This is a genomic window from Bacillus sp. FJAT-52991 (assembly GCF_037201805.1).
Lineage (GTDB): Bacteria > Bacillota > Bacilli > Bacillales > Domibacillaceae > Bacillus_CE > Bacillus_CE kandeliae.
The window spans coordinates 3,486,485-3,507,780 of record NZ_CP147404.1 but is presented as its reverse complement, the minus strand read 5'-3'; the positions used below and the strand labels follow the sequence as shown (position 1 = coordinate 3,507,780).

The window sequence follows — 21,296 nt, the reverse complement described above, 5'->3', positions numbered from 1 at the left end:
AAAGGAGTGTGGGGAAAAATGAGCCAATATAATGTGTTAGTTGTCGATGATGAAAGAGAAATTCGTGATGCGATCGAAATATATTTAAAAAATGAAGGCATAACCGTCATCAAAGCGGAAGATGGCATTGATGCGATTGAAAAATTGAATGAGCAGCCGATCCACCTCATTCTTCTAGATGTGATGATGCCGCGCCTCGATGGGATTGCGACCACATTTAAAATTCGCGAACAAAAAAATATCCCGATCATTATTCTTAGTGCAAAAAGTGAAGATACGGATAAAATTTTGGGCTTGCAAGTAGGGGCCGATGATTATGTCACCAAGCCATTCAACCCGATGGAGCTAGTGGCGCGAGTGAAATCGCAGCTGCGCAGATATGTTCGGTTGGGTACATATGAAGGAGTTACGCAAGTCATTGATTTAAACGGATTGACACTTGATCAATCGGCAAAAGAAGTGGCGGTCAATGGGGAAGCAGTTAAATTGACGCCGACCGAGTATAAAATTGTGGAGCTACTTATGGTGAATGCCGGTCGTGTGTTTTCAATTAATGAAATTTATGAACGAGTATGGCAAGAACCAGGATATAATGCCGAAAATACAGTGGCCGTTCATATTCGTAAAATAAGAGAAAAAATAGAAATAGATCCGAAGAATCCAAGATATTTAAAGGTGGTGTGGGGGATTGGGTACAAAATGGAAAAATAGTCTAAAATTTATTAGTTGGTTATTATTATTTGTGTATGGTTTAAGTGCTGTAATTGCTGTCCTTCATCATGGGAATACATATTTGAGAAAAGATTACTTTGACACGCCTCAGTTTGAAGGTCAACTTGATGAATTTATTAATGATTTAAATATGTATGAGCTTAATAGTGTAACTGCAGAAGAAGCGAAGAAAAGAATTACCGTCACTAAAGAGGAAATTGAAGAATACCGCAATAGCTACGGTAGCTTATCGGAGCAGGTAACATCGATTAAAGAGCAATATGCTGGGAAGATTCAAGAAGCTCTGTTAGCAGAAAATCAAGAAGTCGCCAAAGTGTATGAAGAGGAAAGAGATAAGAAAATTAAAGATATTACGAACAACTTTAAAAGCGATGACTACGTACGCAAGAAGATTCAAGCAGAAAAAGAAAAAGCAACTGATGAATTTTATGTGACGCACGAAAATGAGCGTCGTCAGTTTGATGACTATGAGGAAGTCTTTAAATATTATTTAAAAAATACTTCCACAGGTGAAATATACACAAATGTTAATTTGTCTGGAAGTTCACTGAGTGAAGTGTTTAATGATAAGGATATGTTGCATGTTCGTAAGTACAATTCACCGAATTATTTAGAAATTGATGATTTGTCCATGTATACAGATAAAAATCTAACCTACTTTGTAATGGATGAGGCTACTGCGGAATCTGGGTATAATATAGAAATTCAGACAACCACAGGAGGTACGTATGAAGGAAGAATTGGGGTCACCAAGCATGTGCGAGATTCTGCTCCGGTTATCACTGATTATTCTTATTTCAAGAGGTCACAAAGGAATTTTGTCATATTTGTGATTGGTGGACTGCTTGCATTTGTTGTTAGCATACTAATTGGCTGTAAAATGACAGTGATTCCAGCTGCTATCATTGAGAAATTTAGTCCTTACTATAATAAAGTTCCGGCTGATATGAGCATTTTTGCTTTGATGAGCACGACTTTTATTGCGTTCATATTATTGACTAGCTATCAGAACTTTTATAATTATAGCAATCCCTTATATGTGGTAACCAATCTGTTATTTGTCTTCATTTTATCGACTAACGCTACCTTGATTGTGCTTTTTCAGGCAAAATTATTATGGCTGCGCATCAAAGAAGGACCAGGACTAGAAGCAGAGTGGAAGAATAGTTTATTTATGAAAAGCATTGAATTAGTGAAGAATGTATTCGAAGTTCGCTCGGTGGGCATACAATTGTTTATCTTGCTATCCGTTTTCTTTTTTACTGGTCTTGGGGTGCCGATCGTAGTGATCGAATGGTGGGATGGTTACCCATCTGTATTAATGTTGTATCTATTATTATTTTTTAGCATTACCATTCCTACCCTTTTTCTACTATTTAAACGTACGGCTTATTTCAATCAAATTGCTCAACATACAGCGAGGGTGGCGGCTGGATATCCAGAACAAGATCTTCCGGTCAAAGGGAAATCGGTGTTCGCGAAAATGGCAGAAGATATGAATAAATTGAAACAAGGGGTAAAGGTTTCACAAAGGGAACAGGCAAAAAGTGAAAGGTTGAAAACAGAGCTGATCACGAATGTCAGTCATGATTTGCGCACACCTCTTACTTCGATTATTTCCTATACAGAGCTGTTAAAAGCACCGAATCTCGCAGAAGAGGAGCGAGCGGCGTATACCGAGATTATTGATCGTAAGTCGAAGCGGTTGAAAGTGTTGATTGATGACTTATTTGAAGCTTCAAAAATGGCTAGCGGGAATGCCGAGTTGGTCAGGGAGAAAGCCGACCTCGTTCAACTTCTTCAGCAAGCGTTAGCAGAATATAGTGAGTCCATTAATGGATCGGACTTGCACTTTCGGGTGACGAATCCAGATGAGTCTGTCTACGCTTATGTGGATGGTCAGAAAATTTGGCGTGTGTTTGATAATTTAATCGGCAACATTTTGAAATATTCATTGGAGAATACGAGAGTCTATATTTCGCTGAAAACAGAGGGGAACCAAGCGGTCATCACGTTCAAAAATGTGACTAAATACGAACTTGGTGACAATCTTGATGAATTATTTGAGCGCTTCAAGCGTGGCGATCGTTCTCGTCATACAGAAGGCTCTGGTCTAGGGCTTGCTATTGCCAAATCAATCATTGATTTACATGAAGGGCAGCTAGATATTGAAGTAGACGGCGACCTGTTCAAAGTTACCGTTTCATTGGATATAGTTTATTGATAAAAAATCCCGCTCTTCATGATAGAAGATGCGGGGTTTTTCCGTAAGTTTGTTTGATTTTCTGTAAAGCCAGTTCGAGGACGGTTTCATCGATGTCTTCGATTTGTTCAAGCAAGGCAGGCCATATATCCGTAGAAAGCTCTTTCCCGTATAAAGATACCCACTGCACATAGTCGGAGGCGGCTTCATCGAGCAGCCCTTGCTCTGCGCGGAGAAAGGCTCTTCGATAGTATGGCTCGGGTATAAAAGCATTGATGGTGATCGCCATACTATATAGTTCTTCCGCAGCTTCATCTTGCCCAAGAGATTCATAAATGAGCCCAAGTGTAATAAAGCCTTGAGGGTTGCCAGGAACAAGTTCGATAAAATGCTCGATATCAGCGAGGGCACTTTCCGAATTTTGCATGCGCAGGTGGATAAGTCCTCTCAAATGATAAAGAATAGCATATTCTGGAGCAAGATCAATCGCTTCATTGCAATCTTCCAGCGCTTCTTGAAATTTCTCTTGAGATAGTCGACAGCGCGCTCGCTTTTCTAAAATGACGGGAGAAGGAGGCTCAATCTCGATGCCTTTTGTAAAAGCTTCTTCTGCTTGATCCAAGTATCCCATAGCTAGTAAGGCCATTCCTTCATCAAGCGCAAATTCACTTGATTCAAGAAGGGATGGATTTTCCTCTAAAGCAAGCTTTAAATCATCATACGCTTGTTCAAATTTTCCTTGTTGATAGCGAGCAAAGCTTCGTTCACGAAAAGTTTGATCCCTGTTGTCCGCTTCTTTTTCGAGAGAGATGGTGTAGTCGTTTTCGGCTTTTTCCCAACGGTCTAGTTTTTCGTAAAGGTGAGCTCTTACTTTATAGACGCTTGCATCCTCGCTGTCTAGCTTAACTAATTCATGGCAATGAACGAGTGCTTGTCGTAAATTTCCGGAGAAATAATGAACGCGGCTCAGCCAATACTGGGGATCAGGATCTTCTGAGTCCAGCTCTTGTGCTCGATGAAAATCCGCAAGACTTTCTTCATATTTTTCTAGCTCAAATAGAAAAATCCCACGCTCCATATATAAGCTAAAGGCATCAGGGTAGCGAGTGATAGCCTCATTCAGTGCTTCTTCGGCTTCTTGTGTTTTACCAGTTTCCAACAACAACTGCGCATAATCTGGCAAAAAGTCAAAGCCTGCTTCAATAATCGATTGAAAGGTACGTACGGCATCAGCGGAATAGCGGGCTCGATCCCAATGTAGTCGCAAGCCTTTATCATCCATTGACCGGAAAGAAGCAATTAGTTGATGAGCTTTCTCCATACTTTCTACCGCAGCATCTAGCTCGCCTTTTTCCTCGTAGGCTTTCGCTAAACGGTAGTAAAACATAGGGACGGCATGCTCCTCTGATTGAACGGCTTGTTGAAAAGCGTCTAATGCTTTGTCGACAAATCCATTATCAAATAAAACGCAGCCATATTCATACCAAGAAGAATTCACTTGCGGATGACCGAGCTCCTGTTCACGTTTAATGGCTTCTTCATAGTCAGCAAATGCTTCATCCATGTGGCCTAAATATTGGTGGACGAGTGCTCTTGTGTAATAGTACCAATAATAATCTTCTATACTGATCGCTTTATTTAAAAAGGTAAGGGCTTCCTCTTCGCGATCATCTTCTCTTAAAATATGACCGGTTACTCCGTTTAAGTAAGCATCATCTGGAAAACGTTTGAGACCTTCTTCAAGAACAGCGATTCCTTCCTTCGTTCGTCCTGTATAGTGAAGACCTTCTGCATACACCGCAAAGTCTTTCGCTTCAAAGCACTCATGTTCTAGCTGTTCGTAATATTTTAAGGCTGTTTGACTATCTTTCGTGGCTCGAGCTTTTTCTAACAGATCCACGGCTTGTTCCACTCCTTTCCCAACTCTTTTCCTTAAGCATACCAAATTTCTACAATAGGAGTACAAGGAACGTGAAATTTAGACATTTTTTTCTCGAGGAAATTGTTGCATAATAAGAAAGGATTCGAAAAATTTGTAAAAGGGGAATTTATTGATGAAACTGACTTACAAAGGGAAAACAAAAGACGTCTATGCATTGGAGGATGGGAACTACCTTCTGAAATTTAAAGATGATGTCACTGGGGAAAATGGTGTGTTCGATCCGGGAGCTAACACAGTTGGCTTAACGATCGAAGGAGTAGGCCGTGCAGGGCTTCGTTTAACGAAACATTTTTTTGAAATTCTACAAGAAAAAGAGATTCCTACTCATTATGTAGATGCCAATATTGAAGAAGCAACTATGACAGTGAAGCCGGCTACTGTATTTGGCAAAGGGCTAGAAGTTATTTGCCGTTTCCGGGCAGTTGGAAGTTTTCTTCGTCGCTACGGCATGTATGCAGAAGAAGGCCAACCATTAGATGCCTTTGTTGAAGTGACATTAAAGGATGATGATCGCCAAGATCCGCCGATTACAGAAGATGCTCTTGATATGTTAGGGATTTTGACAAAAGAAGAGTATGCGGTATTGAAAGAGTTAACGCAGAAAATCGCAAACACAGTGAAAGAAGAGTTAGCGAAGAAAGAAATCGAATTATACGATATTAAATTTGAATTTGGCCGCTTGGCTGACGGACAAATCGTATTAATTGACGAAATTTCTGGTGGCAATATGCGTGCTTATAAACAAGGTGAGTATATTGAGCCGTTGAAATTAGAACAAATGATGTTAGAGAACTAATCAAGGGGAAGGCACCGTACATTGGTGCCTTTTTTATATGGGAAAATCACTGATTAGTCGCGAACGGCTATTAATCGGTCGGGCATATCGAAAAATCAGTCGCCTAGCAGTATGTTTCAGTCGGTTTAACAACAAATACAGTCGCCGATGGCCAGATTTCGGTCGTCTCCCGATAAACCCATTCATAATAGTGAAAAAAATTAATTCGCAGCTTGTTTTCGTCCAACCACTTTGGAGGGTATAATGATAAAAAAACTCATGGAGAGATACGATGGAACGTCAATTAGAAGAAAAATACGACATTATGGATGTGAGTTTGCTGGCGGGCAAGATGATGTTAGAGAGCGGTGCTGAGACGTATCGAGTAGAGGATACGATGATGAGAATTGCGACGTCTTTTGGTATTAGAGAATCCCATTGTTACGTGACACCAACGGGCATCATGTTTTCAATTGAGACACGAGAGCCGACGAAGACAAAGCTCATTCGAATTTCCGAGAGAACAATCGATTTGCAAAAGGTTTGTATGGTGAACAGCATTTCGAGAAGGATTAGTGCTGGTGAGCTAACAGTGGAACAAGCGTATCAGGAATTAAAGAGTTTACAAAAAGTTGAAATGGCTTTTTCGCTTCCCGTGCGAATCCTAGCTGCTTTTATTTCGAGTGGTTGTTTCGTAATGATGTTCCAAGGTACGTGGTATGACTTTGTACCAGCAATGATTGCGGGGGGAGCAGGGTTTGCCGCAGCCATTTACTTACACCGACTTGTGCCGATCAAGTTTTTTTCTGAATTTACAGCGGCCGTGATTATTGGGTTGCTTTCGTACTTTTTCATCTGGACGGGGATTGGCAAGGAGTTGGATAAAATTATTATCGGTTCGGTGATGCCGCTTGTACCTGGTTTGTTGATTACAAATGCGGTGCGTGATTTAATGGCAGGTCACTTAATTTCTGGCTTAGCGAGAGGGGCAGAAGCATTTCTGACTGCTTTTGCGATTGGAACAGGGATTGCTGTAGTTATCACTTTTTTTCAGAATGGAGGATTTTAAATGGATATTGTGATACAGCTAGTGACAAGCTTTATTGCAGCCGCCGCTTTTGGCATTATTTTTAATGCACCGAAAGAATCAATCCTTATAAGCGGATTTGTTGGGATGATTGGCTGGATTATCTATTATCTGTTTTGGGAACAAGGAGTCAATGCGGTGCTCTCAACCGGCATATCGGCTTTTATGATTGCTATTATTAGTCATATTTATGCTAAACGATATAAAATGCCGATTATCATTTTTATTGTGGCAGGAATTATTCCGCTTGTCCCCGGAGGAATTTCCTACAATGCGATGCGCAGCTTTGTCCAAAATGATTACAACACAGCTTTGGCGTTGGCTGCTAAAGCCTTCATGATCTCAGGAGCGATTGCGATGGGGCTGATTGTTTCAGAAGTGCTGCGGACAATTCCAAATGTAAGGCAACAGAGAAATAAATGAAGAGAGGGTGGCATAGAATTTTTCGTGCCGCTATTTTTTTAATAAAAATGAGTGATTATCCGCTGTTATTTATGAGGAGGGAGAGAAATGAATTTGTCGAATGATATTGTCTCTGTTCAACATGTTTCGAAAGCGTTTGGAAAGCACCAAGTGTTGAAAGATATTACGCTACAAATTAACAGTGGTGAAATCTTTGGTCTTTTAGGACCTTCTGGTGCAGGGAAAACGACCCTAGTGAAGCAGCTTGTCGGGTTAGATTTGCCGACATCGGGTGAGAATTTTCTTTTTCAACAGAAAATGCCTTCATTAGCGTTGATGGAGCGGATTGGCTATATGGCGCAGTCTGATGCGTTATATGGAGAGTTGTCTGCTAAGGAAAATCTGCAGTTTTTTGCTTCGTTATATGGATTACAAGGGAAAAGACAACAGCAAAGGATAGAAGAGGTGATGGAGATTGTGCAGTTGACCGACCATGTCAATAAGCTCGTCTCTACTTATTCTGGCGGCATGAAAAGAAGGCTTTCATTGGCGATTGCCCTTCTTCATGAGCCGGAACTTCTAATTCTTGATGAACCCACTGTTGGTATTGATCCTGTTTTACGTAAAAGTATTTGGGGTGCTTTTTACGAATTAAAGGATAAAGGAACGACGTTGATTGTGACGACCCACGTTATGGATGAAGCTGAAAAATGTGATCGTTTAGGATTAATGAGGGATGGCTCTCTTATCGCAATTGGTACGCCGAATGAATTAAAGAAAGAAACCAATTCGGCAACGATTGAAGAAGCCTTTCTTGTTTATGGAGGTGCTTAAGGTGAGAGTAAAAGCGCTCGTGATTAGAATTTTACGTCAAATTGTACGTGATAAAAGGACGATGGGGCTGTTAATTTTTGCGCCGATTCTCGTTTTAACGATGCTTCACTTCGTATTTAATGGGGAAGATTATACGCCTAAAGTTGGTCTTGTTAATATTTCTGAACCGATGATGAAGCAATTGAACTTAGAGGGTGCAGACATTCATGAATATGCGAATGAAAGTGAAGCACTCAAAGACTTAAAGAAGCAAACCATTGATGGCTATGTCGTATTTGATCAGTCGAAGCCTTCTGTTTATCTTGAAGGAAGCGATCCAACAGTCACAGGAGCGACTGTTAAATGGCTACAAACAGTTCTTCAACCGTTGCAAAAAAATGAAAAATCACCCGAACTGACGATGGAATATTTACATGGTTCTAGTGAGATGGGGCAGTTCGATTATTTCGGACCCGTGCTTCTCGGCTTTTTTGTTTTTTTCTTTGTGTTTTTGATTGCTGGCGTCTCGTTTTTAAGAGAGCGTACAACAGGTACATTGGAGCGGCTGCTTGCTAGTCCGTTGCGAAAATGGGAAATCGTGCTTGGCTATGTGCTTGGGTTCGGCATTTTTACAATGATTCAGGCGACGATCATCGCCTCCTATGCCATTTATGTGCTCGGGATGTTGATGGAAGGTGCATTTGGGTATGTATTGCTCATTGCCTTGCTTTTATCTTTAACTGCTCTTACTCTCGGTATTTTATTATCTGCTTTTGCTAATAATGAGCTGCAAATGATTCAGTTTATTCCGATCGTTGTCGTGCCGCAATTCTTTTTTTCGGGATTGTTTAATTTAGAAACGATCTCTGAATGGCTGAGCTGGATTGGTCCATTGACACCGTTATATTATGCAGCGGATGCTTTGAGAGATGTGATGGTTAGGGGCTATGGCTGGGAGGAAATTAACTTAGATCTTCTGGCGCTAGCAGGTTTCTCGATCTTGTTTATGCTCTTAAATATTTTAGCTTTGCGAAAGTATCGGAAAGTATAGTGAATGTAATTATCTTAAGAGGCTGTGCTAAAATGCGCAGCCTCTTAATTTATGTAAAATTAAGGAGCAAAATTTTTTCCTGGTGGAAATAATATAAATATTTTTACCTATTTAACCATAGTTTCCTGTTGGTTGTAAAGATTAACCCTCTTAATATAATATAGAGACAAATGAAAGAGTGGTAGCTTAGGGGGATGGGGAGAGATGCAAGAAGAAAGCTTATATACGCCAAGTTTGTCGGAAGGGACAGCCCGACAAACGGAAAGCTATAACGTTGGCAGTTTATTTATTGTTGCTTTTTTTGGCGGCGTGTTTGCTATAACAGTGCTTGGATTGAGGAATGCTAAATGGCTTTTAATAGAAAAGAAATACCTTCAATGGCTAGTGGCCGCCAGTGTGATCGCTCTACTTTTTAAGTTATCCATCGTATATGCTGTTTCTGACGGAATGATGGAGGGTAGTGATGCTTTTATAAGGGTTTTAGGAAAAGGCATTGGGCTCCTTTTATATTTTATTTATTATTTTGTACTGAAAAGAGCGTTTCATGATCATTTGGCACTTGGGGGAGAAGTACAGCCATTATTAAGAGATGGAATCATATGGGTAGTGATTTCGATGTTTGTAGAAGGTGGACTTTTGCTGCTGCTAATTTAGGTGTTTGATAGAAAGGGGATAGAACATGAGTGAGAATGCAGCGGTTAGCTTAGAGGTCATTGAGCATTATTTTGATATAGGACGTTACCAGCAAGTCATCTCTTTAGCAACAGAGGAAATGGCTCAGAATTTAGAAAATGGGCGTCTTTGGTATATGTTAGGGTACAGCTATTATGCCTTAAATCACTTTAAAGAAGCGGAAGAGCATTTAATAGAGGTTATTAGATTAGGATATGAGCCAGAAGCGGCATTGTATGTTTTGGCCCATGTATACATGGAAACAGAGCGCTGGGTCGAGTCGGAGCAAGCATTTCTCGAATCATTGCGCCTTCACCCCAATAGTGCAGCTACTCATACTGGCTATGCTACTTTAATGAAAAAAACAGGTCATCGCAAAAAAGCGGATGCTTTAATAAAAAAAGCATTAGAACTTGATCCGGAAAATCCACAAGCGCTTCGTAGTTACTATTTGCTAGAAGGAAGAAATAGCAATCGAGAACAGCAAATTTTGCTGTTGGAGAAATATATGCAGTCAGCGGATAGTGATCTAGCAAAAGTGATTCATCTTGGGCTCGACGCGATTTTTCAGAATCGAGTGAAAGAAGCGAGAGATTATTTTCGACAAGCTTATTTAATGAATCCTCATGACCAAGAGTTATTGGAACTGTTAGAAGAGTTAGAGTTGGCTAGTCATCCGTTGTATGCACCTAATCGTTGGATCGAGCGAGTAGGCGGACCAGGTGTGTTTTGGTTGCTGGGGATCGGGCTTACCCTTCTTTTAGGGGTGTTGGAGTTTACAACGGCTAGTGTTATTTGTTTATTCACTTATATAACGATTGCCATCTATTCATGGTTGTCAGAACCGCTGATAAAAATGATTAAAAAAGTAAGGGGATAGATTATATGGATAAAGTGAAGTGGCTGCAGCAATTAGTGCAACAAAATCCACAAGATGCGCAAACTCATTATTGGCTGGGAAAAGAGTTAGCAGAAACAGGCCGTTGGCTTGAAGCGGTCCAGTCTTTTTCAGCAGGGGTTGCTCATTGTTCCGATGAAACCTTGCGAGCAGAAATCATTCATGAGTTAACTAACGCTACCGCACAGCTTCAGCAAGAAAAGCTAAGTCATTCGGCTTCACCTCCGATCATAGAGGTTTTACCGAATGAGGAGGAACATTCTACTTCTGAAGAAGCGGAACAAAAAGTAAAGTGGATCGATCGTTCAGCTAAATTTAAAGTCATTGATGGTGGTGGGGAACAGAAGTCAGAGAAGCCCCCAATCAGTCAGGTAACATTTGCCGATGTAGCAGGGTTGGATGAATTAAAAAAGACGATCCATTTGCGAATTATCAGCCCGTTTTTTAATAAAGGGTTATTTGCTAAATTTCGCAAAAAAGCAGGTGGAGGTGTACTGCTTTATGGACCTCCAGGTTGCGGAAAAACCTTTATTGCACGCGCCACTGCTGGTGAATGCCAAGCTCATTTTTATCCGGTACATATCACAGATATTCTCGATCCATATATCGGGGTAAGCGAACAAAATTTAAAAGCGATATTTGATAAAGCCCGCTTTCAAAAACCAAGTATTATGTTTTTTGATGAGGTCGATACGATTGGGTTCAGTCGTGCGAAATCCTCAGCTAATACGAGAGGTGTGATTGATACATTTCTCGCAGAAATGGAAGGGATTGATACGAGTACGGATCAAATGCTAGTGATTGGCGCGACGAATATGCCTTGGGATGTAGATAACGCCTTGAAACGACCAGGACGATTCGACCGTTTAATCTTTGTTGCCCCTCCAGATACAGAAGCAAGAGAGCAAATCTTCCAATTAAAGCTTGAAGGAAGATATATGGAGAATATTGATGTCGCTAAGCTAGCCGCTCAAACGGAATTCTTCTCGGGCGCAGATATTGAAAATGTTTGCGAATTGGCTGCTGAAAGTGTACTAGAGGAAATTTTGACAACAGGAAATGAACGACCAATTCGTACAGAGGACTTACTAAACGTCCTCAAAACGCAGCAACCTTCCACACTGGAATGGCTTCGTACAGCCAAAAACTACGTCAAATATGCCAACCAAAGCGGCCTCTACAACGATATTGAACAATATTTGCGCAAATACGGAAGAAAGATTTAGGTGCCTGTCACTCCCCGATTTTTGTCGAAAAATCGATAGTAATAAATAGCAAAAAGAACAGAGCGATTGCGTCTGTTCTTTTTGCTATGTGCGGAATGCTCCAGCTCATACGTCGCTAAACAGCGCCTTTCGCTTTTCGTTGTCTAGCGACGCCTCCTAGACACTCGAGTCAAATAATCTGTCGCTTGCAAGACTGTCGTCTTTCTAGCGACAGAACATTTGCTTGTCGTGTCTAAACAGTCGTCTCCGCTTTTCTATTAAATCGGATGGAAGTGGTCGTCTGCTGGTTCGATGTGAATGATAGCATCGCGGATCTTATATTTTTTTAAGAGAATGGCTTCAATGTTTTCTGTTATTTTGTGGCTTTCGGTAACGTTGAGTGCAGGGTTGACACAGACAACTACATCGACAAGTGTTAAATTCCCATGCAGACGGGCTTTTACGCTGCGGACATTTTGAACGCCAACAACTTGTTGGATCGTTTGGCGAATATTTTCAAGCTCTTCTTGGTCATAGCCATCGGTCAGAGCATGAGAAGCTTCCGTGAAAATGTCCCAGGCAGTTTTAATGATGATGAGTCCAACGATGAAGGCAGCTAACACATCGAGCCAGTCGATACCTAGCTGTGCACCCATAATACCGATGAAGGCTCCAATACTGACGAGTGCATCTGAACGGTTATCTTGTGCCGCGGCCATTAGCGATTTACTGTTAATACTTTTGGCTAGTTTGGCATTATAGAAATAGATGATAAACATGAAAACAGCACTAAAAAGCGCTACCCAAGCTGTTAGCATGTCTGGAGTAGGCTGGTTGTCATCAAAAAAGGAGCGGCCAGCTTCAATAAGGACTTGAAATCCAACGGCGATCATAATAAAGGCAGCAATTAATGAGGCGATCGTTTCAGCGCGGAAATGCCCATAACGATGATCTTCATCCGGCGGCTTGCGGGCAATTTTCAGCCCGATCAAAATCGCAATGGAAGCAACAACGTCCGTTGAGTTGTTTAATCCATCCGCTTGTAGCGCTTGAGAACTTCCTATGTAGCCGACTGTTAGCTTTAATAACGAGAGAAAAATATAAGCGATAATGCTAATCCATGCCCCTTTTTCTCCTCTCTTTATATCTTCATATGTTTCCATTTTTTCATTCCTCCAGCTTTGAAGTCCACTGTTTATTATTAGGATAACAGGTGAAAATCATGTGGGTCTAGAGCAACAAGATTGGCAGTAGGGAAACTTTGTAGCCCTATGAAAGTCAGTTGCGGTAGTCAAAAGGACAAAAAAAGCAGAAAAATGTCGAGCTCTTCAATTCTATTTTTTTCGTCGGTGGAAAAAGAATGCACATTGTCCTCAGGAGAAAAGTATGATAAATTTTATGTAAACGATTACATATCAGAGGAGGTCAAGAAGTGGCAACGATTAAAGATGTCGCCAAAGAAGCGGGCGTATCAGTCGCCACCGTTTCTCGTGTGCTGAATGAGACAGGTTATGTGCATGAAGACACGAAAAAGATGGTCGAGGCGGCTATTCAAAAATTAAATTACAGCCCGAATGAAGTGGCAAGGTCATTATATAAAAGGGAATCACGGCTCATTGGTCTATTGCTTCCTGATATTACGAATCCTTTTTTTTCAGAATTGGCACGTGGGGTGGAAGATGTGTTGCAAAAGCAGGGGTTTCGGCTATTGTTTGGAAACAGTGATGAGGACCCAGAAAAAGAACAAGCCTATATCCATACGTTTATACAAAATCAAGTAGTGGGCATTGTGTCAGCCACTAACCCAGCAGGTAAGATTAATTATGAGAATATAGCCATTCCTACTGTGTTTTTAGATCGTGCATCTGATGAGGAATATGCCGTGTATGCAGACGGGAGAGAAGGTGGTCGAATCGCCGCGCACGAAATGATTAGAAGAGGGAGCAAAAAAATTACCATTTTAAAAGGCCCGACTTATATTCGCCCCGCTCAAGATCGTTTCCAAGGAGCACTTGACGTATTAGCTCAGGCGGACGTGGAGTTTTCTGTTGTGAAAACGGATGCCTTCTCCTATCAAGAAGCTCAAAAGCGAGCAAAGGGGATGTTTGATCTTTACCCAGATACGGATGGAATCATTGCCAGCAATGATTTAGTAGCGGCAGCGATCCTTCATGAAGCTTTGCGTCTTGGTAAATCGATTCCCGATGATATACAGTTGATTGGTTTTGACGATATTCCTCTAAGTAGCTTACTGTTTCCTTCACTATCGACGATTAAACAGCCAGTTTACGAGATGGGAAAGCAAGCAGCCCAGCTATTATTGAAACTAATTAAAAAAGAAACAATTAGTGAGCAGCATATTCAATTGCCTGTTCAGTTTATCGAAAGACAAACGACAAGAAAGGTTGAGGACGATGGTTAAAATAGTGGTGATTGGCAGTTCTTCTATGGATTTAGTCGTGACATCTGCCAAGCGACCGGTAGCGGGAGAAACGGTGCTTGGGGATTCCTTTAAAACAGTACCCGGCGGTAAAGGAGCGAATCAGGCAGTTGCCGCTGCTAGACTTGGGGCAGAAGTTTATATGATTGGTTGTGTGGGAGACGATCATTATGGCTCTGTGATTTTGAAAAACTTTAAAGAAAACGGCGTTCTTATCGACTGTGTGGAACCGATTACACATATGGAAAGTGGCACGGCGCATATTATTTTGGCAGAAGGTGACAACAGTATTGTCGTGGTAAAAGGTGCCAATAATTATGTGACACCAGACTATGTTGAAAAAGCACGCGACTTAACGGCTTCAGCAGATATGGTGATGATTCAGCAGGAGATTCCTGTGGAGACAGTGGAGTATGCCGCGTCTCTTTGCCAAGAGGTAAATGTACCGCTTCTATTAAACCCTGCTCCGGCGCGTCCATTGAGTGCAGAAGTGATTGAGAAAGCGTCCTATTTAACACCGAATGAGCATGAGGCCACGATTTTGTTCTCGGATCTGAGTGCCAGTGAGGCTTTAAGTAAATATCCAAATAAAGTGTTTATTACAGAAGGAAAGCATGGGGTGCGTTATTTTAACGGTGAACAAGAAGTGCTTATTCCTTCTTATACAGTAGATGTCGTCGATACAACAGGGGCAGGCGATACCTTTAATGCGGCGTTTGCTGTGGCTCTTGCGGAAGGGAAAAGCTTTGAAGAAAGCATTCGTTTTGCGAACCGAGCGGCTTCTTTATCTGTGACGAAATTTGGTGCTCAAGGCGGGATGCCATCGAGACAGGAAGTAGAGGAAGCGTTATAGTGAAAAAATATGGAATATTAAATAGTCATATTGCAAAAGCACTGGCTGATCTTGGACATATGGACTACATTGTTTCAAATCATCATAAAATGTATGAAATGAAGATCAATAGGCAAGCTTCACATTGACAATAAAAGTTTCCTTGATGCAAAATAAAAGAAAAATAGCTTGCCAGAAGGGATCGGTACACATATGTTTATGGAATGGTTTTCTCAGTTAAGCCCAGCCATTCAGGCGCTGTTTGGTGGGTTAATGACGTGGGGCTTGACGGCGCTTGGGGCATCGCTTGTTTTTTTCTTTCGTCAAATGAATCAAAATGCGATGAATACGATGTTTGGCTTTGCGGCGGGAGTGATGATTGCTGCGTCTTTCTGGTCGCTTTTGGCTCCGGCTATTGATTTCAGTGAGCAAAATGGGCAAATCCCATGGCTTCCGCCAGCAATTGGGTTTTTAGCAGGAGGCTTATTCATTCGTCTGCTAGATGTGGTTGTGCCTCACCTTGATATTGGTTTAGCTGAACATGAAGCGGAAGGTCCTAAAACAAAGTTAAACAAGTCGACGTTATTGTTTTTAGCAATTACGCTTCATAATATTCCTGAAGGTTTAGCGATCGGTGTCGCTTTCGGCGCGGCCTCTTTAGGTCTTTCTGATGCTTCAGTGATTGGTGCGATTGGACTTGCGATCGGGATTGGCATTCAAAATATGCCAGAAGGAGCCGCTCTTTCAGTGCCATTGCGTGGAGAAGGAATGTCTCGTATAAAAGCTTTTAACTATGGGCAATTATCAGCCATTGTAGAACCGGTTGCGGCTGTGATAGGAGCAGTAGCTGTGCTTGCTGTTCAACCGATTTTACCTTATGCGCTCGCCTTTGCCGCTGGAGCGATGATCTTTGTCGTTGTTGAACAGCTCATTCCGCAGTCTCAATCTTCTGGAAGCACTGACTTTGCCACAATGGGCGTTATGTGTGGCTTCACTGTGATGATGATTTTAGATGTGGCACTTGGATAGATGGATTGGAGAGCTCTGGAGATGAATCCAGGGTTCTTTTTTTACAAAAAACTGTAATGGTGATGACGCACTACATTTGATCATACAATAGGCAGTAGGTTTGGAAAGGGGATGAGGGTGACGTTAGCTTACTTTAATGGAAAGATCGTGGAAGTGAAAGAGCCGGTGATCCCGATTGATGAACGCGGTCATCAATTTGGTGATGGGGTATATGAAGTGATTCGTTTCTACAACAAGAAGCCTTTTATGATGAAGGAGCATTTGGAGAGGTTATATGCCAGTGCGAAAGTGATTAAGCTTGCGATTGGTAGCGAATTAGCAGAGTTGGAGAAGGCGATGCTCGAATTGGTCGAGAAAAGCGGGCTAGAGGATGCGAGTTTGTATATACAGGTGACAAGAGGCGTGGCGCCAAGAAATCATCTATTTCCGCAGTGTCCAGCTTCGATTTCCATGACGGTGAAGCCTTCTCGACCAATCTCGGAGGCAGTGCGTCAACAAGGAGTCAAAGTTCTGCTGTTAGAAGATGAACGTTGGAAAAACTGCTATATTAAATCGTTGAATTTATTGCCGAATGTTTTGGCGAAACAAGAAGCGTATGAGCAAAATTGCTTTGAAGCGGTTCTTGTTCGTGACGGATTCATCACAGAAGGGTCTAGTTCTAACTTTTTTATCGTCAAAGATGGAAGCATCCAAACAGCGCCACTAACGAACTATATTTTACCTGGAATTACTCGTATCGCGGTCAAAGCGATTGCTGAACAACTATCGATTCCATTTATTGAGAAATCTTTTTCGCCGGAAGAATTATTTGCGGCAGATGAGGCCTTTTTAACAAGCACGAACTGTGAAGTATTAGCGGTTACCGTTGCCAATAACTGTCTGATTGGCAACGGGCAACCGGGAGGGATATCAAAAAAACTATTCGCCCAGCTACAAGAAAAAACGAAATGACAAAAGGGGATATCCCAAAAGTCTGCGTCGCAAACTTTTGGGACGATACTTCTTATTTGAAAATGTCATTCAATTAGTTTTTTTGCACCTGTCGCTTCGCTTTCGGTGCAGAAAAGGAGCCGTCTCAACTACTTATGAGACGGCTCCTTTCTTACCTCTAGTCAAGTAGTTTTAGATGAATTTTATTTAGTTAGATGAATTTGTTTCTGTAGGAAGGGGTACCCCTTCCTACAGAAACAAATTTGCGCATACCAAAAAGACCTAACGAAATTTCGTTTTTTTCGAAAGGTCAAATATGTTATAGTAGGACTAACCAATTACGAACAGGTTGAGGCTGTTTCGTAGTCATAAGTGATATGGTGTGTGATCAGGTGAAATGCCACTTTCAAAAACTTGTTCACACAGGCAATCGACGCAACTTTATGGGGCTTTCCTTGAGGTTGCGTTTTTAATTTGTCATAGTAATCCACCAAATGATTTCCACCGAATCGACGTAATGTAATCATGGTCTGAACCATATAAAACAAGATTTTTCGTAGCTTGTTGTTTCCTCGTTTATTGATCTTATCTTTGTAATAGGTATTTCCTGATTGATAACGCATCACATCAATACCAACATAGGCATTTAACTGCTTGTGGTTCTTGAAACGGCGAATATCCCCAAGCTCTCCAATCAGACGAACAGCTGTCGCTTCTCCGATACCGGGAAATGAAATCAGTACGTTGTATTCGGTTCTTTCCTTTGAGAGCTCGACCATTTGTTTCACAAGCCCTTCTTTCTTTTCTTTTAAATCAGAGATCCTTTTCGCATAGTCACGTACTTGTTCACAACGCACATCCTCTTTTGAAATGGCTGGATACGAATCTTTCGCAGCTTCTAGTAAAGCGAGTCCTTTCGCTTCTGCTCGCGAAAGAGATAGATTCTTCCTTGTATTTGCTTTTAGCCGATTACGAATGATGGTTTTGGAACAAGTGAGTACCTCATCTGGATGCGGATAGAGCTGCACAATATTGAGAAAAAGGGCCGAGCGTGTTGAAAATATGATTTCTAATTCTGGAAAACTGAGTTGTAGAATGGCATGCAGGCGACTGAAAAGATGAGTGATTTCACGATCTAGTTCATCATAATAACGTGTGAGTGATCGCATTTGTTTATAATAGCCTTCTTCTTGATAAGTAGCTGTACGCTCTACTTTAAAATGTGATTTTGCCAGTTCATGTGCATCGCTTTTGTCTGTTTTTTGTCGACGCATCGATGCCATTTGAAGATTCGCTTCAAGAGGGTTCACTCGATGGTAGATATAACCTTCTGTTTGGAAAAAGCGTTCTAATGATGCGGAATAAACACCTGTCGCTTCAAATACAATCTCTGGTGCTTGTCCATCCTGTTTTGTTAATGTTTGGAGTTTTTCGTTCAAAGCTTCAAATGAGGGTTTGGTATGAAGAATTTCTCCTTCAAATTCACATTGACGATATTGGTTATAAATCACCATCGTACTTTTCCCCATACTCACATCAAGAGCGACTACATGTTGCATATTCATTTCTCCTTCTTAGCCAATCATAGAAGTCTTCACAGGGCCTTATCGATTCCCTTTTCTTATACACGATCTCTACGGATCCAACATACTAAACTGATTCACATAAGGGTGTGAAGTTGGTCGGTTTTTGAAACGGACTCGATTTGGTCCCAGGGGCCGTTCGACCTTTCTTCACTTCTACTATAAAAAAATAGTAGCACAAACCTTGGCCTTGGTTTGTGCTACTAATGTTAGTATGTTTTTGTTAAGATAGTCGACGAAATCCCTCTTCGTCTAAGTATTGCAAAGCGGCTTCGTATGTATGGAAGGTGCCATCTAAATTCAAGCCGGCATATACATTCCACATCTCATCTTCTTCAATGAGTATCAATGTATGCCCATCTTCGTTGATCCATTTTTCCTCGTAAGCATCGCCAACAATCGCTTGTTCTTCACTGGATTTTGGTGATAACGAACGGATGGCGTCATCAAGGATCGTACGTAATTCTTCCGCTGAAAAATCGCGAATATTGACCATGCCTTTCGCATCGGCTGGATAATGAGATAATTCGCCAGCATAAACAAAGCCATTTCCATTTGGATGTAGGTGATACACAATATTTTTCTTATCTGTTACACTTTCTTCAAAGTGAAAATTGACTCGGCCAAGAGAAACATTTTTACGCTCAAGCTGTGGGAAAGATTCGATGATTTCCAGTTTTTCTTCAAAAGTTAGCATATAGCCTCCATGTATTTGAGATATGATAATATTTAATTATAGCATATCGTGAAGAAAGGAAGAATTCCATGAAAAAGCGAGTTTGTTTACACTTCATTGTTCTCTTGCTAGCGGTTGCTTCCGTTTGGCCGATGAAAGCTGAAGCGGCGGGCGTTCACTACGTAGCACTCGGTGATTCCTTGGCAGCAGGACAAACACCGAACAAAGAAATTGGTGCGGGTTACGCTGATTTAATTGCGCTCTCTTTGCAACAGTCCGGCAACTTAGCGAGCTTTTCAAAAAAATGGGCGTTTCCGGGTTACACAACGGAACAAGTACTCGAGCAGTTAGATAAAAAAGAGGTCCAGCAAGATGTCCGCCAAGCGAATGTGATCACGATTTCTGCTGGGGCGAATGATTTATTACCGCTCATTCAAAATGATTCCGTCCGCGGCATACTAAGCTACGAGCCAATCCCAGCTGCGTTTGCCCTCAATCGCGTGCGGAAAAACTATAGTCAATTGCTGAGTGAAATTAAACAGCTGAATCCGCAGGCTGAAATTTATGCGATGGGTTATTATTTCCCATATCCACATGTAAAAGAACAGCATAAGCCATCTGTTGAAGAGCAACTGGGAATTTTAAATCAAATTATTCAACAAGAAGCGGAACGAGCAGGTGCAAACTTTGTACCCGTCAGCCCACGTTTTGGCAACGATGCCAAGTCCCTGGTCCCAAATGCCAAAGATGTTCATCCGAATACAGCTGGTTATTTGCAAATGGCCAATAGTTTTTTCGATGTGTATGCTCCAGGTAGTCCAGAGATACCAGAACAAGTGTTAAACGCATTGCCAGCGCCAATTCCTTTTTCTGAGCTGACCGCGAGTCAAGAAGAAGAGGAAAAGGAAGAAGAAGTGAAAGCAGAGCCGGAAGAGGTTGCTATAGCGGATCAGCCAATCAAAGGGTGTAAACGAGGAGAGGAGTTTCTAGTGAGACGATAAAAGGCTGTTGTGGGACAGCCTTTTCGTTCATACACCTAAAAAGAAAAGCGTAGCAGGGATTGTTACGATGCTTAACAACGTCGTGACTAACGTGTTAAAAGAAACGAGGTCTGGTTCTGTACCAAATTGAATCGCGGCCATCGTTGTGTTGGCCGCTGCAGGCATTGCCGCTTGCAAGATCAACACATCTTTTAACAAGTCATTCATTGGCAAAAACGATGTGATCACCAGAGCGACCACTGGTGAAACGATCAGTCGGATGATCGTGACAGCTGAAACAAAGCGGTAAGTGACCCGTTTTTTTTCGATCACTGCCAGCTGCATACCAAGAACGAGCATAATCGTTGGAATAGAGGCATTAGCGACTAAACTAATCGCATCCATAAACGGTGTCGGCAAGTCAATGGAGAGCAGCTGAAACGCTAGTCCTAAAAAGGTACCGTAAATGACCGGCATTCGGAGTACGCGCAGCAAAGATTCTTTCAACGTCATCTTTTGTTTGCCGCCGAGTGAGGCGAAAAATAGGCCGATTGTATTCATCAAGAGAGACTGAAATACCATCATAATGACCGCATAATCAAAACCGACTGCTCCAAAGGCGAAAAGAACAACTGGTGCTCCGTAGTTGCCGCTGTTCATAAAGGCCCCACCAAGAATCATTGCCGCCATTTTTTGCCGCGAAGCTTTCATCATCATACCTGTTAAGAAAACGATTGTGATCAACACAAAGCAAAGGAGCAAACAAAAGCTGATGATATACACATACTCCATCGTCAGCTCATTTGTATAAAAGGTTCGAAACGCAAGAAATGGCGACATAATATACAGCGCCATCATCGAAATGGAACGAATCTCAAATCCTATTAACTTCTGCCCGACAAAACCAGTGAAGAAAATAAGAAACGCTGGCAACACAATCATCAACAAATCCAAAACCTAATCAACTCCGTCCAATCGACAAACTTTTCTTTATAATAACAGAATATTAGGACAAAAAGGCGAGCACCAGAAAAAATAGGTGCTCG

20 protein-coding genes are annotated in these 21,296 nt (G+C 41.6%); 15 read left to right on the top strand and 5 right to left on the bottom strand.

Features of this window, described 5'->3' with window-relative positions:
- Positions 1-18 precede the first annotated feature (18 nt).
- The gene (locus tag WDJ61_RS17815; protein ID WP_338752204.1) at positions 19-711 is read left to right on the top strand and encodes a response regulator transcription factor; all 693 of its coding nucleotides are present in this window, start codon (positions 19-21) and stop codon (positions 709-711) included.
- The gene (locus tag WDJ61_RS17810) at positions 689-2,956 is read left to right on the top strand and encodes a sensor histidine kinase (RefSeq protein WP_338752202.1); all 2,268 of its coding nucleotides are present in this window, start codon (positions 689-691) and stop codon (positions 2,954-2,956) included. The genes WDJ61_RS17815 and WDJ61_RS17810 overlap by 23 nt, the downstream gene beginning before the upstream one ends.
- Before the next feature lie 16 nt (positions 2,957-2,972).
- Here the strand turns inward: WDJ61_RS17810 and WDJ61_RS17805 are convergent, their stop codons facing one another.
- The gene (locus WDJ61_RS17805; RefSeq protein ID WP_338752200.1) at positions 2,973-4,835 is read right to left on the bottom strand and encodes a tetratricopeptide repeat protein; all 1,863 of its coding nucleotides are present in this window, start codon (positions 4,833-4,835) and stop codon (positions 2,973-2,975) included.
- A 154-nt stretch (positions 4,836-4,989) separates the two neighbouring features.
- Here WDJ61_RS17805 and WDJ61_RS17800 point away from each other — a divergent pair, with 154 nt between their 5' ends.
- The 8 genes from WDJ61_RS17800 (at position 4,990) to WDJ61_RS17765 (ending at position 11,801) form a co-directional block, all read left to right on the top strand.
- Positions 4,990-5,673 carry a phosphoribosylaminoimidazolesuccinocarboxamide synthase gene (locus WDJ61_RS17800; RefSeq protein WP_338752198.1) on the top strand — a complete coding sequence of 228 codons (684 nt, stop codon included), beginning with the start codon at positions 4,990-4,992 and terminating at the stop codon, positions 5,671-5,673.
- 271 nt (positions 5,674-5,944) lie between these two features.
- Positions 5,945-6,721 (top strand): threonine/serine exporter family protein, encoded by a 777-nt coding sequence (locus WDJ61_RS17795; protein ID WP_338752196.1) that lies wholly within the window; start codon positions 5,945-5,947, stop codon positions 6,719-6,721.
- Positions 6,722-7,162 (top strand): threonine/serine exporter family protein, encoded by a 441-nt coding sequence (locus WDJ61_RS17790; RefSeq protein ID WP_338752194.1) that lies wholly within the window; start codon positions 6,722-6,724, stop codon positions 7,160-7,162.
- Between the two features lie 87 nt (positions 7,163-7,249).
- The gene (locus tag WDJ61_RS17785) at positions 7,250-7,975 is read left to right on the top strand and encodes an ABC transporter ATP-binding protein (protein ID WP_338752192.1); all 726 of its coding nucleotides are present in this window, start codon (positions 7,250-7,252) and stop codon (positions 7,973-7,975) included.
- A 1-nt stretch (position 7,976) separates the two neighbouring features.
- On the top strand, positions 7,977-9,005 hold the full coding sequence (locus WDJ61_RS17780; protein WP_338752190.1) for an ABC transporter permease: 1,029 nt from the start codon (positions 7,977-7,979) through the stop codon (positions 9,003-9,005).
- A 204-nt stretch (positions 9,006-9,209) separates the two neighbouring features.
- On the top strand, positions 9,210-9,659 hold the full coding sequence (locus tag WDJ61_RS17775) for a hypothetical protein (protein WP_338752188.1): 450 nt from the start codon (positions 9,210-9,212) through the stop codon (positions 9,657-9,659).
- 25 nt (positions 9,660-9,684) lie between these two features.
- Entirely contained in the window at positions 9,685-10,557 is an 873-nt protein-coding gene (locus tag WDJ61_RS17770) for a tetratricopeptide repeat protein (RefSeq protein WP_338752186.1), read from the top strand.
- Between the two features lie 5 nt (positions 10,558-10,562).
- Positions 10,563-11,801, top strand: a complete 1,239-nt coding sequence (locus WDJ61_RS17765; protein ID WP_338752184.1) for an ATP-binding protein — start codon at positions 10,563-10,565, stop codon at positions 11,799-11,801.
- Between the two features lie 257 nt (positions 11,802-12,058).
- Here the strand turns inward: WDJ61_RS17765 and WDJ61_RS17760 are convergent, their stop codons facing one another.
- Positions 12,059-12,943 (bottom strand): cation diffusion facilitator family transporter, encoded by an 885-nt coding sequence (locus WDJ61_RS17760; RefSeq protein ID WP_338752181.1) that lies wholly within the window; start codon positions 12,941-12,943, stop codon positions 12,059-12,061.
- 269 nt (positions 12,944-13,212) lie between these two features.
- On the opposite strand from WDJ61_RS17760, the gene WDJ61_RS17755 reads away from it, so the two are divergent.
- From WDJ61_RS17755 to dat, 4 genes are all read left to right on the top strand, one after another.
- Positions 13,213-14,202, top strand: coding sequence for a LacI family DNA-binding transcriptional regulator (locus WDJ61_RS17755; RefSeq protein WP_338752179.1), 990 nt, complete (start codon positions 13,213-13,215; stop codon positions 14,200-14,202).
- Positions 14,195-15,073: a ribokinase gene (gene rbsK / locus WDJ61_RS17750; protein WP_338752177.1), complete on the top strand. Its 879-nt coding sequence runs from the start codon at positions 14,195-14,197 to the stop codon at positions 15,071-15,073. Before WDJ61_RS17755 ends, rbsK begins: the two co-directional genes overlap by 8 nt.
- Positions 15,074-15,265: 192 nt before the next feature.
- Complete coding sequence (locus WDJ61_RS17740; RefSeq protein ID WP_338752175.1) at positions 15,266-16,081, top strand: ZIP family metal transporter; 816 nt, start codon at positions 15,266-15,268, stop codon at positions 16,079-16,081.
- Between the two features lie 111 nt (positions 16,082-16,192).
- A complete protein-coding gene (dat, locus tag WDJ61_RS17735; RefSeq protein ID WP_413789031.1) occupies positions 16,193-17,032 on the top strand; it encodes a D-amino-acid transaminase in 840 nt (279 codons plus the stop codon).
- 317 nt (positions 17,033-17,349) lie between these two features.
- On the opposite strand, the gene WDJ61_RS17730 is transcribed toward dat, so the two are convergent.
- Together WDJ61_RS17730 and WDJ61_RS17725 are read right to left on the bottom strand one after the other, a co-directional pair.
- Positions 17,350-18,570: an IS110 family transposase gene (locus WDJ61_RS17730; protein WP_338751673.1), complete on the bottom strand. Its 1,221-nt coding sequence runs from the start codon at positions 18,568-18,570 to the stop codon at positions 17,350-17,352.
- A gap of 247 nt (positions 18,571-18,817) precedes the next feature.
- On the bottom strand, positions 18,818-19,291 hold the full coding sequence (locus tag WDJ61_RS17725; protein WP_338752171.1) for a hypothetical protein: 474 nt from the start codon (positions 19,289-19,291) through the stop codon (positions 18,818-18,820).
- A gap of 68 nt (positions 19,292-19,359) precedes the next feature.
- Between WDJ61_RS17725 and WDJ61_RS17720 the strand changes: the two genes are divergently transcribed.
- A complete protein-coding gene (locus WDJ61_RS17720; RefSeq protein WP_338752169.1) occupies positions 19,360-20,271 on the top strand; it encodes an SGNH/GDSL hydrolase family protein in 912 nt (303 codons plus the stop codon).
- A gap of 27 nt (positions 20,272-20,298) precedes the next feature.
- Here WDJ61_RS17720 and WDJ61_RS17715 read toward each other — a convergent pair whose 3' ends face one another.
- Positions 20,299-21,204 (bottom strand): AEC family transporter, encoded by a 906-nt coding sequence (locus WDJ61_RS17715; RefSeq protein ID WP_338752167.1) that lies wholly within the window; start codon positions 21,202-21,204, stop codon positions 20,299-20,301.
- Positions 21,205-21,296 lie beyond the last annotated feature (92 nt).